Source organism: Candidatus Nitrosacidococcus tergens (assembly GCF_902810445.1).
Taxonomy (GTDB): domain Bacteria; phylum Pseudomonadota; class Gammaproteobacteria; order Nitrosococcales; family Nitrosococcaceae; genus Nitrosacidococcus; species Nitrosacidococcus tergens.
Genome location: NZ_LR778175.1, coordinates 1,498,755 through 1,515,534, shown reverse-complemented (window position 1 = coordinate 1,515,534; position 16,780 = coordinate 1,498,755). Strand labels below are relative to the sequence as shown.

Here is a 16,780-nt window from a genome sequence, read left to right as displayed (position 1 = left end):
GGCAGTGTAACCCAGATAGGAACTTAATTTTTAACCTCGTTATTTATTTGGAGAATCTTATGGCAGTGTATAACACAAGTGAATTTAAATCTGGACTTAAGGTGATGATGGATGGAGATCCTTATAATGTTTTAGAAAATGAATTTGTAAAACCAGGAAAAGGCCAAGCTTTTAATCGGGTAAAATTACGTAATTTAAAAACAGGACGAGTCATTGATCGTACTTTTAAATCTGGTGACACTCTAGAAGGTGCTGATGTCTTAGAAACCCAGCTTCAATATCTTTACAATGATGGAGAGCTTTGGCACTTTATGTCCCCTTCAAGTTTTGAGCAATACTCAGCCGATGCTCAAGTCGTTGGAGATTCAACAAAGTGGCTTAAAGAACAGGATGAATGCACTGTAACCTTATGGGATGGGGTACCTCTATCTGTTGAACCACCTAATTTTGTTATCCTGAAAGTAATTGAAACCGATCCTGGGTTACGTGGAGATACTTCTGGGGGTGGAAGCAAGCCAGCTACCTTAGAAACAGGAGCAATAGTCAAAGTACCTTTGTTTATTAATATAGACGACATATTAAAGATAGATACCCGTACTGGAGAATACGTAGAGCGGGCAAAAGAATAAATTTCTATGGAAAGAGAACAGGGAGATCAATGGCAACCTACGGCAACTAAAGCAGCTTTAGTTGCCCGTGCTCAACTGCTCGCAAATATTAGATCTTTTTTTGCTGAACGGGATGTATTAGAGGTAGAAACACCTATACTTTCCCAATCAGGTGCAATAGCTCCTCACCTCGAAAATATGGTGGTTTCTTATCATACACCCTCTTCAAAATCTCAACAATTATTCTTACAAACTTCCCCCGAATATGCCATGAAGCGTTTACTTGCTAGTAGCATAGGATCTATTTATCAAATTACAAAAGCATTTCGTAATGGGGAAGTAGGGCGTTATCATAATCCTGAATTTAGCTTACTAGAATGGTATCGAATAGATTTTGATCATTTTAATCTTATGAATGAGGTAGACTCTCTACTAGCACTCATTCTAAGAACATTTACTAGTACTAAAATTTCCTACCAAGAATTATTCGATCATTATTTTAGAATAGATATATTTACTATCCCTGATAAATTTCTAGCACAACTTGCTACAGATTATGGGTTTTATCATACTGAAGTAAACAATATATTACCTAGGCAAATCTATTTAGATTTTCTGTTATCTACTGTGATAGAGCCTAATTTAGGTCATGAATGTCCTTATTTTATTTATCACTATCCTGCCTCTGAGGCACAGCTTGCTCGAATTTGCCCTATTTCATCAACTAATTCAACTTTAATAGCAGCGCGGTTTGAAGTGTACTATCAAGGCATAGAGTTAGCTAATGGCTATCATGAATTATCCAATCATAAAGAGCAACTCCAGCGATTTAAAGAGAACTTAACCTATCGAAAAGAGCACGGATTAGCAGAAATACCTATAGATAAAAGAATCTTAGCTGCTCTTGCCTGTGGTTTACCAAACTGTGCCGGAGTGGCACTTGGCATTGATCGTTTACTCATGCTACAGCTAGGCAGCTACCACATCAAAGAAGTGCTAACTTTCCCTATAGATATTGCTTAAAATTAATTATACTTATTTAGAATAAATATGCTTCTAGGAGTTTTCTCCCATGTCTCATCACAACATTAAGAGCAAAATCGCTTTAATTACAAAAGGAGTGAAAAATATAGGTGGATTGATTGCAAAAGACCTTGCTGTACAGAGAGTTAAAGTAATAGCAATCCATTATCATAGCTCAGAAAATTAAGTGATGGCTGGTAGATTACTAGTCAAACTATTCTGATTAATGGTAGCTACACCACTAAATAAATACAAATAATCCTATTAGGTTTTAATCCATGATTCTCCACGAATTTCAGGCTAAAGAGTTATTTGCTCAATATAAAATCCCTATACCTAAGGGGGAAATAATAAACTCTAATACAAAAAATAAGTTACTTAATGCCTTACCTACACATCGTTGGGTGGCTAAAGCTCAAATTCATGCAGGAGGACGAGGTAAAGCAGGTGGGGTTTTAGTCAGTGATGATCCAAATAAAATCGCTGATTTTTGTCACCAACTTTTAGGAATTAATTTAGCTACTCATCAAACTTCAGTACAAGGATTACCTGTACATAATATTTTAATTGAAGAAGCCTCTACCATTATTCAAGAATGCTATCTCGCTTTTATGATTAACCGACAACTGAACCAAATCACTATTATCGCCTCACGGCATGGAGGGGTAGATATTGAGCAAGTTGCCCAAACCCATCCAGATGAGATTATTCAGCTAGGTATTGATCCCGTAATGGGGTTGATGCCTTATCAATGCCGTCAAATCGGGTTCACCCTTAAATTAAACTCTGATCAGCATAAACAGTTAAAACATATTATGGAGCAAATGTATCAACTGTTTATAAGTCATGATGCTAGTTTAGTAGAAATGAATCCTTTAGCGATAACTGATCAAGGAATTTTAGTTGCGTTAGATGCAAAAATTGTCTTAGATGATAATGCCAGCTTTCGTCATCCCCATTGGGATACCTTGAAAGATACTACCCAAGAAGATCAAAGGGAAGTAAAAGCAAGATCCTATGGACTAAATTATGTCGCTTTGGATGGAGATATTGCCTGTATGGTTAATGGAGCAGGATTAGCGATGGCAACTATGGATTTAATTAAACTCCACGGGGGCAAGCCAGCTAATTTCTTAGATGTAGGGGGTACCGCTACTGCTGAACGGGTTGCAGAGGCATTTAAGCTGATTTTAGCTGATGGTACAGTCAAATCTATTTTAATTAATATTTTTGGTGGAATTGTCCGCTGCGATCTCATTGCAGAAGGGATTATTCAAGCAGTGAAAGAAGTCAATCTACAGATTCCTGTTGTGGTGCGCTTGGCGGGGACCAATGCAGATCAGGGTCAAAATTTGCTCGATCAAAGCGGGTTAAATCTAATATCAGCCAATAATCTTACCGATGCTGCCCACAAGGCAGTGCTTGCTGCCCAATCCTAAATTAAATTAGAAAATGAGCATATTAATTAATCATTATACTCGAGTTATTTGCCAAGGGTTTACTGGTAAACAAGGGACTTTTCACTCAGAGCAAGCAATAAAATATGGTACTCAACTGGTAGGTGGCGTTACTCCGAGTAAAGGTGGCCAAACTCATCTAGATCGCCCAGTATTTAATACCGTAGCAGAAGCGGTAAAAGCTACGAGTGCTAATGCTACTATGATCTATGTGCCAGCTGCTCTTGCTGCCGATGCAATTTTAGAAGCAGTCGATGCAGGAATAGAAATTATCGTCTGTATTACTGAAGGAATTCCTATTCTCGATATGCTGAAAGTGAAAAGAGCCCTCATAGGTAGTTCATCCTATTTAATTGGTCCAAATTGTCCCGGAATTATCACCCCTGGTGCTTGTAAAATTGGTATTATGCCTGGCAATATCCATCAACCTGGGAAGGTAGGTATTATTTCCCGATCTGGCACTTTAACCTATGAAGCGGTGTATCAAACCACTCAACAAGGATTAGGTCAAAGTACCTGTATTGGTATTGGCGGTGATCCTATTCAAGGAATGAATTTTATTGATTGTCTTAAACTCTTCCAAAAAGATCTCCAGACGGAAGGGATTATTTTAGTTGGGGAAATTGGGGGTAGTGCTGAAGAAGAGGCTGCTCGCTATATTCAAGAGTATATTACCAAGCCTGTGGTTGCCTATATTGCTGGAATCACTGCCCCTAAAGGAAAACGAATGGGTCATGCTGGGGCAATTATTAGCGGTAGCCAAGGGAAAGCAGAAGATAAAATTAACGCACTACAAAGTGCCGGTATTATCATCGCTCATTCTCCAGCAGATATGGGAATTCGAATGGCAGAACTGCTTTCTTAAACTATTTTTTAGCGGTAGTGCCGGTGATTTCTTCTTGTTTTTCTTTAATAATTTTAAGTTCCTTAGCTCGAGATACCCCAAAGTAGCCGGGGTAGTTATGTTCAAGAACTTCAAAATTACTTTTAGCTAAGTCATCTAATCCTAAAATTTTATAACCTCGCACCATAAGAGTTAAGGCTTCTGGCACAGCAGGGGTACGCTGATAGTTTTCCACCACATATTGAGCACGGTTAATAGCACCAATATAGGCATTTCGCCTCATGTAATAGTGGGCTACGTTAAGCTCGTGCTGCGCAAGTCGGTTGCGTAGATAAACAATCCGTTGGGCGGCCTCTTTAGCATACTGACTATTGGGAAATCTCTGTACTAGAGATTTAAAATCTTTTAAGGATTCCTCAGCAGAAGCAGGATCTCTCTGGGTTTCATCGTAGGGAACATATTTTTGAATGATCCCCACTCCCCGATTAAAATTTACCAGCCCTTTTAGATAGTAAGCGTAATCTAGATTTTTGTTTAATGGATAAAGTTGAATAAATCGGTTAATAGAAGCAAGGGCTGATTCATCTTGATTAGTTTTATAATAAGCATAGGCAGATTCTAATAGGGATTGTTGGGCATATTCCCCAAAAGGGTAGCGAGATTCTAGCTGCTCATAGAGTTTAGCAGCATCTTTATATTCTTCAGCCTCAAGTTTAGATTTTGCCTCAGCATAGTAGCGATCTACTGTCCATTCACTACGATTTTTCTCTTCTTTTTTTGCTTTCTCCTCATCTGCATTTTTTTTTATATTCTTTAGTGCAGAACAACCCCCCAAGGATAGAAAAAAGATTAATAAAATAAATATCTTAAAAATGTGCACGATTTGATTATAAAATAAATAAAATTACCATAAGCTAAAATGGAAGCAAAATATTGCGTATATAAATCAGGTATAATTAAAGAATTCGTCTATAAAAAATCTCTATTTAAATCTAAATTTTAAAAAGTTACTTATTCTAATTTATGCACCCTCTTTTAAATATCGCTACTCAGGCAGCTCGTAATGCAGGTAACATTATTGTACGGTCTTTGGACCGGGTAAATCATCTGGAAATTACTGAAAAAGGCCGCAATGATTTTGTCAGCGATGTGGATAGATTTGCCGAGCAAGAAATTATTAGAACAATTCACAAGGCTTATCCTCACCATAATATTCTAGCCGAAGAAGGAGGAGAACAAACAGGGCATAATAATAAAGAAGAAGTAACTTGGATTATTGATCCTTTAGATGGTACAACTAACTTCCTTCACGGATTTCCCCAGTTTTCAATTTCTATTGGGATTACCTATCAAGGTCAGTTGCAGCATGGATTAGTTTATGATCCCCTACGACAAGAAATTTTTACTGCATCGAAAGGTAGCGGCGCTTTCCTTAATGATCGACGAGTTCGAGTAAGTAAGCAACAAGGATTAGAAGGAGCACTATTAGGCACAGGATTTCCCTTTAAAAAACAGCACTATTTAGATACTTATCTTACTACCTTTAAAGCTTTATTTCCTCATGTAAGTGATATTCGTAGACCCGGTTCAGCTGCACTTGATCTAGCTTATGTAGCATCAGGTAGGCTCGATGGCTTTTGGGAAATGGATCTAGCACCTTGGGACATTGCCGCCGGAATTTTACTTATCCGGGAGGCAGGTGGTTTTGTCACTGATTTTGCAGGGGATCATAACTATTTTACCACAGGTAATGTGATTGCAGGCACTCCATCTGTTCATAAAGAAATTTATCAAATTATCTACCCTTTGCTTGAATAATTTCAATTAAAATATATATATAGTATAATGTATATATGTAATACTTGTTTAATCCAAAATAGATAATTACTTTAATTTATATTAACACTTCCTATCATCTATGCTTAATAAGCTCCGTAATATTGCAATTATTGCCCACGTTGATCATGGTAAAACCACATTAGTCGATCAGCTCCTAAAACAATCAGGTACTTTTGATTCATGGGAAAGTGTGGGTGAACGGGTTATGGACTCTAATGATCTCGAGCGAGAGCGGGGAATCACCATTCTTGCTAAAAATACTGCCATTGAATGGAATGATTATCGAATTAACATTGTAGATACCCCCGGCCATGCCGATTTTGGTGGAGAAGTAGAGCGGGTACTCTCCATGGTAGATTCGGTACTACTTTTAGTGGATGCGGTAGATGGTCCCATGCCACAAACTCGTTTTGTGACTCAAAAGGCTTTTAATATGGGATTAAATCCTATTGTAGTCATCAATAAAATCGATCGCTTAGGTAGTCGCCCGGATTGGGTTCTCAATCAAACCTTTGATTTATTTGATCGACTAGGTGCTACAGATAAACAGCTGGATTTCTCAGTAATTTATACTTCGGCTTTAAATGGTTATGCCAGCCATGATTCTAGTGTGCGCTCTGGCACCATGAATCCCTTATTTGAAGAAATTATTTCTCGAGTGCCCCCTCCAGATGTGAGCCTTGTAGGACCTTTTCAGATGCAAATTAGTAGCCTAGATTATAGCTCCTATGTAGGTGCTATTGGGGTGGGTAGGATTCAGCGAGGAACGGTGCGCACTAATTTTCCGGTGGAAATTGTAGACAGGGAAGGTAAACGCAGAAAAGGGCGAATTCTCCAAGTCATGGGATTTACTGGGTTAAAACGTACTGAAGTTCCTGAAGCGAACGCTGGGGATATTATCGCTATTTCAGGCATTGATCAGATTAGAATCTCTGATACCCTTTGCGATCCTAGTCAAGTAGAAGCTCTACCTCCCTTAACGGTAGATGAACCTACCGTCAGTATGACCTTTCAGGTGAATAATTCTCCTTTTGCCGGCCGAGAAGGAAAATATATTACTAGTCGCCAAATTAAAGAGCGGCTAGAGCGAGAGCTGATTCATAATGTGGCTTTACGAGTAGAAGAGGGAGAAGATCCGGATAAATTTAAAGTCTCAGGAAGAGGAGAATTACACTTATCCATCCTCATTGAAAATATGCGTCGAGAGGGTTATGAACTTGGTGTTTCCCGGCCAGAGGTGATCATCAAAGAAATAAATGGGGTGCTTTGTGAACCCTATGAGCAATTTACTGCAGACGTGGAAGAAGAACACCAAGGTACCATTATGGAAAAGTTAGGTACCAGAAAAGGAGATCTTACCAATATGACCCCTGATGGTAAAGGACGGGTACGCCTTGAGTATATGATTCCTTCCCGAGGATTAATTGGGTTTCAAACCGAATTTATGACTGCCACTTCAGGCACTGGACTGATGTACCATGTATTTGATCACTATGGATCAATTAAACCCGGGGAAATCACTACTCGTAATAATGGGGTACTCATTGCTACAGGTATGGGTAAAGCCCTAGGTTATGCCTTATTTAAATTACAAGAGCGGGGTCGACTCTTTATTAATCCGGGCACTGAAGTATATGAAGGGATGATAATTGGGATTCATAGTAGGGAAAATGACTTAGTGGTCAACCCATTAAAAGCAAAACAACTCACCAATATTCGGGCAGCCGGTAGTGATGAAAATATCTTACTCACACCTCCTATATGCTTTAGTTTAGAGCAAGCTCTTGAATTTATTGATGATGATGAGTTAGTAGAAGTTACACCAGAGCATATTCGGTTACGAAAAAAATTGCTGCTAGAACATGAAAGAAAACGTGCTTCTAGGACAAAAATAGCAGCAGAATTATAATAAGTAATGCGTCTTTTATTATTTTGTATATTATTTATTTTAGTTTATTTATCTACTAAAAATTATTTATCTAGTACATCAGATCGGCAAAAAAAACGGAATCAGGAAAAGAAAAAACACTCAGAGCATACCATGGTACGCTGTGCTTATTGTCATGTATTTTTACCAGAGCAAGAAGCAATTAAAGCCAATGACCACTATTTTTGCTCCAAGTTACATCAGGATTCTATGAAGAATTAATAATAAAAATGTTTTTTAACCATCCTATCACTTTAGTACACCATTGTTATGAAAGAGATACAAAGCGAAATCTTTGGCAAAAATCCTTGGGATCTACTCTCTGTATTCAGTATTTACCGTCTTATTATCGCCTCTCTTATGTTGGGAGTAGCCCTAATAGGCATTGGATCTTTAGGACAAAACTATCCTACATTATTTTTGCGAGCGAGTATTGCCTATGAATGTAGTGCGATTATTTTTATTTTAGCAACTCTATTTAAATTTGGCGATTTTAATAATCAGGTTTGGCTACAGCTAGGCACAGATATTGTTGTTATTTCTCTATTTACTTATGCAAGTGGGGGAATCAGCAGTGGGTTAGGGGTACTTTTGATTGTTATTGTAGCTGCTGGAGGTATTTTAACCCTAGGCCGTCATTCTAGCGGACTAGCAGCTCTTGCCGTATTAGCACTACTATTTGAGCATTCTTATGGTTTTTTATCTGAAAACTCATTTCAAGGTACCTATACTCAAGCAGGTCTACTGGGTATTGCCTTATTTTCTACGGCTTTACTCTCTCAAGTACTTGCTCAACATATTCGAATGAGCCAAGTGTTAGCCTCTTCAAAATACATACCGAGTAAAAGTGAGATCCATCAAGCTTGGGGACCACTGACGGTATTTTGTATTTATCGACTCATGCTCGCTACCCTTTTGGTAGGGATTGCATTTACGGGAACACACCCTAATCTTCTAGGCGATCATAAACCCTATCTTTTTTCAATTGTAAGTGCCACCTATTGTGTCTTAAGTGTAATTTTTATTAGTATTACCTTAATTAAAATAGGAAAATTCAATACCCAAATTTGGTTACAGTTAAGCATAGATATTGGCATTATCGTGCTTTTGATGCACACCAGCGGGGGAATTAACAGTGGCTTAGGTATGTTACTTATCGTAACAGTAGCTGCAGGGGGTATCATGACCTTGAGCACTACTGCAAGTGGGCTTGCAGCATTGGCTGTGCTAAGTCTATTGTTAGAACACTCCTATGCTTATTTTTTGGAAGATGATATTGATATAGGTAGCTATACCCAAGTAGGGTTGTTAGGTATTTCTCTATTTACTACGGCGTTACTCGCACAAGTACTAACCACACGAGTACGATCCAGTGAACTTTTAGCCGTGCGTAAAGGACAGGATTTAGAGGAATTAAAGCAGCTCAAAGATTATATCTTTCAGCACCTACAAGATGGAGCACTTGTGGTTGGAGACAATGGCAATATCCAGTTGATCAACCAAAAAGGTCAAGATTTTTTAGGATTTACTCAAAATAACCAAAATGTATTAAATATCCAAACCATACCTGCATTAGCTCAAGCCATGCAAGATTGGCAAAATTGCTCTGATTATTACCATCCAAAGGCACTGCATATTGCCCCAGATCTACCTGAGTTACAGCCTCAATTTATCCGCTTAATAGGCACTGAAAGTACCCTTATTTTTCTAGAAAATTATTCCTATTTACGCCAGCAAGCTCAACAATTAAAGCTAGCCTCTTTAGGACGATTAACTGCAAGTATTGCCCATGAAATTCGTAACCCTTTAGGAGCGATTAGTCATGCGAGTCAATTACTTGAAGAAACCCTTGAGTTAGATAAAGGCAATCAAAGGCTATTAGATATAATTCTTACTAACAGTAACCGAATCAATGAAATTGTGAAAAATGTACTACAACTCAGCCGTAAGGATTCAGGGGTTGTAGAACAGATTGCCTTAAAACCTTGGCTTACTCGTTTTTTAGAGGAATTTTATGTTAGTAAAAAAACCGATGAAACCCATGTGTCCTTAGAGATTGAATCCAATTCGATTTATATCGAAGCTAATCCTTCTCAGCTTCATCAAATTATTTGGAATCTTTGCGATAATGCGTGGCATTATGGAAGAAAAATAGATCAACCACCTTATCTTAAAATTGTTGTGTGCGTGAAAACAGGACCTTACCCCATTATGGTAGAAGTTATAGATTCAGGTCCGGGTATTTCTAAAGAAATTATAGATCATCTTTTTGAGCCCTTTACCTCTACCAAAGGTACTGGATTAGGGCTGTATCTCGCTCGAGCACTTGCGGAAAATAATGGAGCAATATTAGAGTATTGCCCAAATCCTCCTAAAAGTGGTACCTGCTTTCATATCTGTTTTCCCGCACCTAAATTAGAGAACCAATAACATGAACAAATCACCAATCGTACTCGTTGTTGATGATGAACCTGATATTTTAGAGCTTCTTGATTTGACTCTAATGGGGATGAAAATTAATTGCCAAAAAGCAATGAATTTTATTGAAGCCAGTAAACATCTTAAAGCAAACTCCTTTAACCTATGCTTAACCGATATGCGACTACCCGATGGTAGTGGGTTAGATTTAGTCAAACTGATTAACCAAGACTACCCTCAAATCCCTGTAGCAGTGATCACTGCCTATGGTAGTGTAGAAACTGCAGTAGAGGCTTTAAAATCAGGTGCCTTTGATTTTATCTCTAAACCTTTGGATGTAAAATCTCTACGCAATTTAGTGAAAATGGCATTAAAAATGCCTTTTGCTCCCCTGCAAAAAGCGAAGGGTAACTACCAGCTCCTTGGGGAATCTTCTACTATGGAAGCGGTGCGAAGCAAAATTACTAAGCTGGCGTGTAGCCAAGCTCCTGTCTATATCAGTGGAGAATCCGGTACCGGTAAAGAATTAGTGGCTCGCCTTATTCATCGCCAAGGACCCAGAGCATCAGGTCCTTTTGTGCCTGTCAACTGTGGCGCCATTCCAGAAAGTCTGATGGAAAGTGAGTTCTTTGGCCATGAAAAGGGAAGTTTCACTGGAGCCTCTCGAGATAAAGAAGGGCTTTTCCAAGCCGCTCAAGAAGGTACTTTATTTTTAGATGAAGTGGCAGATTTACCCATACAAATGCAGGTAAAGCTCCTTCGTGCCATTCAAGAGCGTGCAGTTCGCCCCATTGGTAGCCAAAGAGAAGTACCAGTAGATGTACGGATTTTATGTGCCACCCATCAGGATCTTTCTCAACTGGTGAATGAAGGGAAATTTCGCCAAGATCTATTCTACCGACTCAATATTGTCGAGCTACAAGTACCTCCTTTAAGAGAGCGTGCAAAGGATATTCCTGTTTTAGCCAAGCATATTCTTACCCAGCTGGCACTGCGGGGTAATCATGCCTGTCCTCAAATTACGCCTAGTGCACTTGAGAAACTGCAAAGTTATCCTTTCCCCGGCAATGTACGGGAGCTAGAGAATATCCTTGAACGGGCCCTAGTGCTCCATGAGGGAGGAATCATTGATGCCAGAAATTTACACCTACCTAAAGACACCAGCTGGCCAGATAAGCTCCATTCTCTTGGAGAGGCTTCCCTAGAGCGTCACCTTGAAGATCTAGAAAAACAAGCAATTCTACGGGCATTAGAGCAAACTGGCTATAACAAAACGGCAGCAGCAAGGCTGCTAGGGATTACGTTTCGTGCCCTTCGCTATCGCTTAAAGAAACTTAATTTAGAATAAGCGACTTACTTCAATCATTCTTTCACTCTTTATAGAAGTGTAGTGACAATTTTTGTTATTACGCTTCTATAAGTAGTTTAGTTTCTTCTATATATGACAAAAATTGTCATATACAAGCTAAAATAAAATTTATTTCTTAGTAAAATTACTAAAAAATTTATCATATAAGAAATTATTTTTAATTTTTTAGCTAAATTTAGCTAATTTTCTTAATTAGTTATAGAAAATTTACTCCTGATAATTACCAACTAATCAAAGTTTTTGGGAAGGAGAGCATATTTTGGAGTAAATATGACATTTTAGGTCATAAAAATGACTAAAAATGTCATATTAGTTAAGGTAGAAATAAGACTTTACATATTTTTTCACCTTATTATATTAATATAATCTTTTAATTACCTAATATAGACACAATATTATGACCTTATGTGGCATATAAGTTGCTCTACTTAGTTGTGAGATAAATCGCTTAACAAAAAATATTTACTTTGTTGATTTAAAAAATAGTTTTTATCTGAAATAATAAGCAATAAAAATAATATACCTTTCATTTTCTAGGTAACTTAACATACAAAGTGACCTAAATTATCAACACAACATTCATTGCCTATTTTTTTTAGGGAGAAAAAAATAATGAACAAAGGTTTTTCTTTAATTGAACTGATGATCACCGTCGCCATTGTCGGAGTACTTTCAGCAGTCGCTATTCCTCAATATCAAACTTATATTGCCAAAGCACAAGTGACTCGTGCTATTTCCGAAGCCAGCGCGTTAAAAATGGTAGTGGAAGATTGCATCAATAATGGAATATCTGATATGACAACATGTGCTCAAAATTCTACTGCTACAGGCTCAGATATCCTAACGGGTAGCTCTCAAAGCACTCCTCCACTGTTTAGTGGCGGTCTAGGGGCTCCTCAAATAGATGGAACTGCACCAGATGTAACCATTACCGCAACACTGGGTAACCATGCATCAACTGCCATCACAGGAGGTACTATTACCCTTACTCGAAGTGGTACTGGTACTTGGACTTGTGCACCTGATGGCACAGAAATCACTGCTCAATATACCCCTGCGAGCTGTGCTCCTAGTGGTAGCACTTCGCCGTAGTTAAACTTAATTCTCTATCTTTTGCTATAACATCTTAATATTTACTTTTGAAAACCATCACTCCACTCACCCTTACTGATATAAGTTGGGGTGAGTATTTTTTAGGATCCTAATAGGATTAAATATTTAACTATCTATTTTTCCCTATCATGACTATCCAAAAAAATAAATCAGGTTTCTCCTTAATTGAGTTAATGACTGTAGTTGCTATTGTGGGGATTCTCACTGGAATTGCCATCCCTCAATTTCAAACTTATATAGATAGAGTAAAAAATCTACAAACGATCCCTATCGATGATGATTACCTAGATTAATTATAATGATAGCCATCCAAATAAAAAATAATACAGGTTTTTCCTTAATGGAAATTATGATAGGCATTGCTATTGTGGGGATTCTCACTGGGATTGCCCTTCCCCAATATCAAACCTATGTGGCGCAAACGGAAGTGATTCGGGCAGTCACCGAAGCCAAGAGCCTGACCCCTATTGTGGAGATGTGCATTGAACATCAATATACTACCGTAGCAGCAGGTACGGCCTGCCAAAATACTTTTCAAGGATCCAATATTCTGGTGGGCAATGGCAATGGCATTGCCGATCTTTCTACAGGAGAAGGGGCTCCTACCATTACGATTAATATAGATTTTACCGCTAATATTAGCGCTACTTTAGGAGGCAATGCCACCAATGTACTCAATAGCAGCTTGGTCAGTTTAGATCGAAATAGCAATGGCCGCTGGACCTGCACTTTTAGTGGAAATGTCAAATATGCCCCTATTAGCTGTCCAGTAGCGGCAATGGAATAAATATAAAATTTTACAAAAGTTACATAAAAATTTATCTTACCTAAATATATATGAAGGCTAGTTTAGGATTTAGCCTACTTGAAATCATGATAGGCGTAGGAATAGTTGGGGTACTCATAGCTGTGGCACTACCTCAATATCAAGATTATATGATTAGGACTCAAGTGACGCTCATTTTTAGCCAACTCAGTGGATTAAAAATGGTAGTTGAAGAGTGCCTCGCCCGAAATCAAATGGGCGATGCTTGCGAAAATCCGGCGAGTAGCTCGGATTTGCTGGCTAATATTAGTGCGAATGGTCAAGTTTCTGAGGGTGCGGGAACACCATTGATTAACGTCAATAGCACAGCTAGTTCCATTACTGCCCAGTTTGGTAATCATGCTGTCTCCGCTCTCACAGATCAGACACTTACCCTGTATAAAATGCAAAACAATAATTGGACTTGTGCGTTTGTAGGAGAAGTAAAATACATGCCTAGAGGATGTACTACCTCTAGTAATCCTTCACAATAATTAATAATAAGGAACTATTTTTGTCCGCTCATTTACCTCAACCATGACTCTGTGGGGATTATTCTTGAGTGGTTTTTTAGGTGCTACCTTACTCCCCGGTGGATCGGAAGGGGTCTTTGCTTGGTTAGTCCTGCATCACAGTTATCTACCCCATCTGTTAATTGGAGTAGCCACCTTGGGAAACACCTTAGGAGGCATTGTGACGTTTCTGATGGGCAGGTGGCTTGAGCAAAAAATCCCCCAAGGGCAAGTTGCTCAAGCGACTCATCAAAAAGCGGTTGCTTGGATTCAACGCTATGGATCGGTAGCTTTGCTGGGAGCTTGGCTGCCGATTATTGGAGATCCTTTATGTTTGGTGGCCGGCTGGTTAAAAATTAACCCTTGGCCGGCGTTTTTCTTTATGGCACTCGGGAAGGGGATTCGTTATGTTTTTCTCTGGCAAGCCCTTGCTTAATTAGTAACTACAATCTAATTGGTTGACAATTACGCCCCCAATCAATTTATGATCTTTGCCATAAAATATATAATGCACATTAATCCCATGGCTTAAATAGGCTTCCATGTCATAACTATGGCAGGCTAAATCAATAGCTTTGGGTTTCATCATGGCAATAAATTCATTGGCATTAAATTCATCAGCATTTTTGTTAATTTTATCGTAATCATAAATTAACTCCCCTTCTTTAGCTTCTACCAAAGTAAGCTTGGTATCCTGATCTACCACTCGGGGCAACATTTTGTTCATTTCTGCCGCAATGGAATTGAGGACTTTTTCTGTTTTTAGTTCGGCAGGAAGGACTTTACTGCCATCAGGTAGAATGATTTTGCCCCGATCGATAATGATGGATTTAAACTCATACCCGAATAATACAAGGAGGGGGAGATAAATGAGTAGGTATTTTTTAGCTTTGTTCATGGGTGTTTATGTTTTAAGTTAAAAACCATAATATACCCATCAGTATAGCAAGATTTTATTCATGGCGAAGGGCTTCCATCGGATCGAGCATAGCCGCTTTTCGGGCAGGAAAATAACCAAACACAATACCTACTCCACTGGAAAATAAAAAAGCTATCGACATAATTCCGGGCTTTAAAATAAAGGGAATTTGTAGCAGGGTGCTTAACCCCAGGGAAGTAATTAAAGCTAATCCTACTCCGATTAATCCCCCCAAAGAAGAAAGAACCACCGCTTCTACTAAAAATTGGAGTAATACTTCCCGTTCTAAAGCCCCAATCGCAAGTCTAATCCCAATTTCTCGGGTTCGTTCTGTCACCGATACCAGCATGATATTCATAATCCCAATCCCACCTACCAGTAAACTCACCGCAGCCACTGCCCCTAAAAGGGTAGTCATGATTTGGGTAGTGCCAGTGAGCATTTGGGTAATTTCTTTCATATCTAGCACAGAAAAATCTTCCCGATCCGAGGGGGAAATATGACGACGTTTGCGCATAATCTGGGTAATTTCTTCTTTTGCTTTTTGCTCTGAAACCCCATTTTGTAAGGAAATTTGAATGATTCCTATATCTTGATTGCCAATAATTCGTCGCTGAAAGGTACGTAAGGGAATTAAAATGGTGTCATCTTGATCCATGCCCATCATGGTTTGTCCCTTAGCTTCTAATATACCGATGACTTGGCAAGAGAGTTTTTTAAGTCGAATATATTTTCCTAAAGAATCTTGGTCGTCAAAGAGTTGGTCCTGTACGGTTGCTCCTAAAATACAAACTCCTTTACCGCCGTGAAATTCGCTTTCTAAAAAATTACGCCCAGATACAAGATGCCAGTTTCGCACGGTGAAATAATTTTCATCTACTCCATTAATGGTGGTTGCCCAGTTATGATTACTATAAATAGCAATTACTGCATCAGAGGCAGATCCACTAATAGCACGGATAGAATCCATCTCTCGATTTAAGGCTTCTTGATCTCGAAGGGTAAAGGCAGGAGCAGTGGTAGCGTTGCTCGCATGACGACGTTGCCCTGGGCGTAGAATTAATAAGTTACTTCCTAGACTGGCAATTTGATTCGTAATCTTTAAAGTAGCACCGTTACCTAGGGTTACCATAGTAATCACCGAAGCCACCCCAATAATAATTCCTAAAATAGTCAGAAAAGATCGCATCAAGTTACGGCGAATTTCTCGCCAAGCCAATAATAGTGCATTTAACCACATGGTTTAGACTCTATTTTTTCGTTCATCTTGGGCGATTTGCCCATCAATAAAATGGATAATCCGTTTGGCATAGGCAGCAGTTTCTTCCTCATGGGTGACCATGACAATAGTAATCCCTCGGGTTCGGTTTAATTCTGTGAGTAACCCCATAATTTCATGGCTTCGTGCCGTATCTAAATTTCCAGTCGGTTCATCGGCAAATAATACTTGAGGTTGGGTAACAATAGCTCTGGCAATGGCTACTCGTTGTTGCTGTCCTCCAGAGAGTGCCCCCGGAGTATGACTCTCCCAACCAGATAAACCAACGGTTGCCAAGGCTGCTTTACCTTGGTGATGTCGCTGGGTGGCAGAAAAGCCTCGATATATAAGTGGTAGCTCCACATTTTCCAAAGCAGAAGTTCGATTGAGTAAATTAAATCCTTGAAACACAAATCCTAAATAGTGTCGTCTAATCCATGCTCGTTGATTACGGGATAGGTTAGCCACATTGACCCCTTTAAAAAGATAATTTCCTGATGTGGGCGTATCCAAGCAGCCTAAAATATTAAGGCAGGTGGATTTACCTGAACCACTATGGCCCATGACGGCAATAAAATCCCCTGAATCAATTTGTACATTAATTCCCTTTAGGGCTTTCATAGCGGCACTGCCCGTACCATAAATTTTTTTTATGTTTTGTAAAGCAATAATGGGTAAGTTTTCCATT

At 38.9% G+C, this 16,780-nt stretch carries 19 protein-coding genes; 15 read left to right on the top strand and 4 right to left on the bottom strand.

Features of this window, described 5'->3' with window-relative positions; all coding sequences use genetic code 11:
- Positions 1–59: 59 nt before the first annotated feature.
- The 5 genes from efp (at position 60) to sucD (ending at position 3,953) form a co-directional block, all read left to right on the top strand.
- Positions 60–629: an elongation factor P gene (gene efp, locus NSCAC_RS07255; RefSeq protein WP_197744149.1), complete on the top strand. Its 570-nt coding sequence runs from the start codon at positions 60–62 to the stop codon at positions 627–629.
- Between the two features lie 6 nt (positions 630–635).
- Positions 636–1,631, top strand: a complete 996-nt coding sequence (gene epmA, locus NSCAC_RS07250; protein WP_197744148.1) for an elongation factor P--(R)-beta-lysine ligase — start codon at positions 636–638, stop codon at positions 1,629–1,631.
- 49 nt (positions 1,632–1,680) lie between these two features.
- Positions 1,681–1,818, top strand: coding sequence for a hypothetical protein (locus NSCAC_RS07245; protein WP_197744147.1), 138 nt, complete (start codon positions 1,681–1,683; stop codon positions 1,816–1,818).
- A 91-nt stretch (positions 1,819–1,909) separates the two neighbouring features.
- Positions 1,910–3,070 carry an ADP-forming succinate--CoA ligase subunit beta gene (gene sucC, locus NSCAC_RS07240; RefSeq protein ID WP_197744146.1) on the top strand — a complete coding sequence of 387 codons (1,161 nt, stop codon included), beginning with the start codon at positions 1,910–1,912 and terminating at the stop codon, positions 3,068–3,070.
- Positions 3,071–3,083: 13 nt separating this feature from the next.
- Positions 3,084–3,953, top strand: coding sequence for a succinate--CoA ligase subunit alpha (gene sucD / locus NSCAC_RS07235; RefSeq protein ID WP_197744145.1), 870 nt, complete (start codon positions 3,084–3,086; stop codon positions 3,951–3,953).
- A gap of 1 nt (position 3,954) precedes the next feature.
- On the opposite strand, the gene NSCAC_RS07230 is transcribed toward sucD, so the two are convergent.
- The gene (locus NSCAC_RS07230; protein ID WP_197744144.1) at positions 3,955–4,812 is read right to left on the bottom strand and encodes an outer membrane protein assembly factor BamD; all 858 of its coding nucleotides are present in this window, start codon (positions 4,810–4,812) and stop codon (positions 3,955–3,957) included.
- Between the two features lie 143 nt (positions 4,813–4,955).
- On the opposite strand from NSCAC_RS07230, the gene NSCAC_RS07225 reads away from it, so the two are divergent.
- From NSCAC_RS07225 to NSCAC_RS07180, 10 genes are all read left to right on the top strand, one after another.
- Positions 4,956–5,750 carry an inositol monophosphatase family protein gene (locus NSCAC_RS07225; RefSeq protein ID WP_197744143.1) on the top strand — a complete coding sequence of 265 codons (795 nt, stop codon included), beginning with the start codon at positions 4,956–4,958 and terminating at the stop codon, positions 5,748–5,750.
- Positions 5,751–5,850: 100 nt separating this feature from the next.
- Positions 5,851–7,680: a translational GTPase TypA gene (typA, locus tag NSCAC_RS07220; protein WP_197744142.1), complete on the top strand. Its 1,830-nt coding sequence runs from the start codon at positions 5,851–5,853 to the stop codon at positions 7,678–7,680.
- Between the two features lie 6 nt (positions 7,681–7,686).
- Positions 7,687–7,920 carry a PP0621 family protein gene (locus NSCAC_RS07215; RefSeq protein ID WP_197744141.1) on the top strand — a complete coding sequence of 78 codons (234 nt, stop codon included), beginning with the start codon at positions 7,687–7,689 and terminating at the stop codon, positions 7,918–7,920.
- 48 nt (positions 7,921–7,968) lie between these two features.
- On the top strand, positions 7,969–10,128 hold the full coding sequence (locus NSCAC_RS07210) for a two-component system sensor histidine kinase NtrB (protein WP_197744140.1): 2,160 nt from the start codon (positions 7,969–7,971) through the stop codon (positions 10,126–10,128).
- A 1-nt stretch (position 10,129) separates the two neighbouring features.
- Positions 10,130–11,464 (top strand): sigma-54-dependent transcriptional regulator, encoded by a 1,335-nt coding sequence (locus tag NSCAC_RS07205; RefSeq protein ID WP_197744139.1) that lies wholly within the window; start codon positions 10,130–10,132, stop codon positions 11,462–11,464.
- A gap of 633 nt (positions 11,465–12,097) precedes the next feature.
- On the top strand, positions 12,098–12,577 hold the full coding sequence (locus NSCAC_RS07200; RefSeq protein WP_197744138.1) for a pilin: 480 nt from the start codon (positions 12,098–12,100) through the stop codon (positions 12,575–12,577).
- 149 nt (positions 12,578–12,726) lie between these two features.
- A complete protein-coding gene (locus NSCAC_RS07195; RefSeq protein WP_197744137.1) occupies positions 12,727–12,891 on the top strand; it encodes a type IV pilin protein in 165 nt (54 codons plus the stop codon).
- A 5-nt stretch (positions 12,892–12,896) separates the two neighbouring features.
- Positions 12,897–13,385 (top strand): pilin, encoded by a 489-nt coding sequence (locus tag NSCAC_RS08905; protein WP_269474121.1) that lies wholly within the window; start codon positions 12,897–12,899, stop codon positions 13,383–13,385.
- 50 nt (positions 13,386–13,435) lie between these two features.
- Complete coding sequence (locus tag NSCAC_RS07185; protein ID WP_197744136.1) at positions 13,436–13,897, top strand: pilin; 462 nt, start codon at positions 13,436–13,438, stop codon at positions 13,895–13,897.
- Between the two features lie 43 nt (positions 13,898–13,940).
- The gene (locus NSCAC_RS07180) at positions 13,941–14,351 is read left to right on the top strand and encodes a YqaA family protein (RefSeq protein ID WP_197744135.1); all 411 of its coding nucleotides are present in this window, start codon (positions 13,941–13,943) and stop codon (positions 14,349–14,351) included.
- Here NSCAC_RS07180 and NSCAC_RS07175 read toward each other — a convergent pair whose 3' ends face one another.
- The 3 genes from NSCAC_RS07175 to NSCAC_RS07165 are packed head-to-tail and all read right to left on the bottom strand — an operon-like array spanning position 14,352 to position 16,779.
- Positions 14,352–14,813: a hypothetical protein gene (locus NSCAC_RS07175; RefSeq protein WP_197744134.1), complete on the bottom strand. Its 462-nt coding sequence runs from the start codon at positions 14,811–14,813 to the stop codon at positions 14,352–14,354.
- A gap of 55 nt (positions 14,814–14,868) precedes the next feature.
- Positions 14,869–16,074 carry an ABC transporter permease gene (locus NSCAC_RS07170; RefSeq protein WP_197744133.1) on the bottom strand — a complete coding sequence of 402 codons (1,206 nt, stop codon included), beginning with the start codon at positions 16,072–16,074 and terminating at the stop codon, positions 14,869–14,871.
- Between the two features lie 3 nt (positions 16,075–16,077).
- Positions 16,078–16,779, bottom strand: a complete 702-nt coding sequence (locus NSCAC_RS07165) for an ABC transporter ATP-binding protein (RefSeq protein ID WP_197744132.1) — start codon at positions 16,777–16,779, stop codon at positions 16,078–16,080.
- Position 16,780 lies beyond the last annotated feature (1 nt).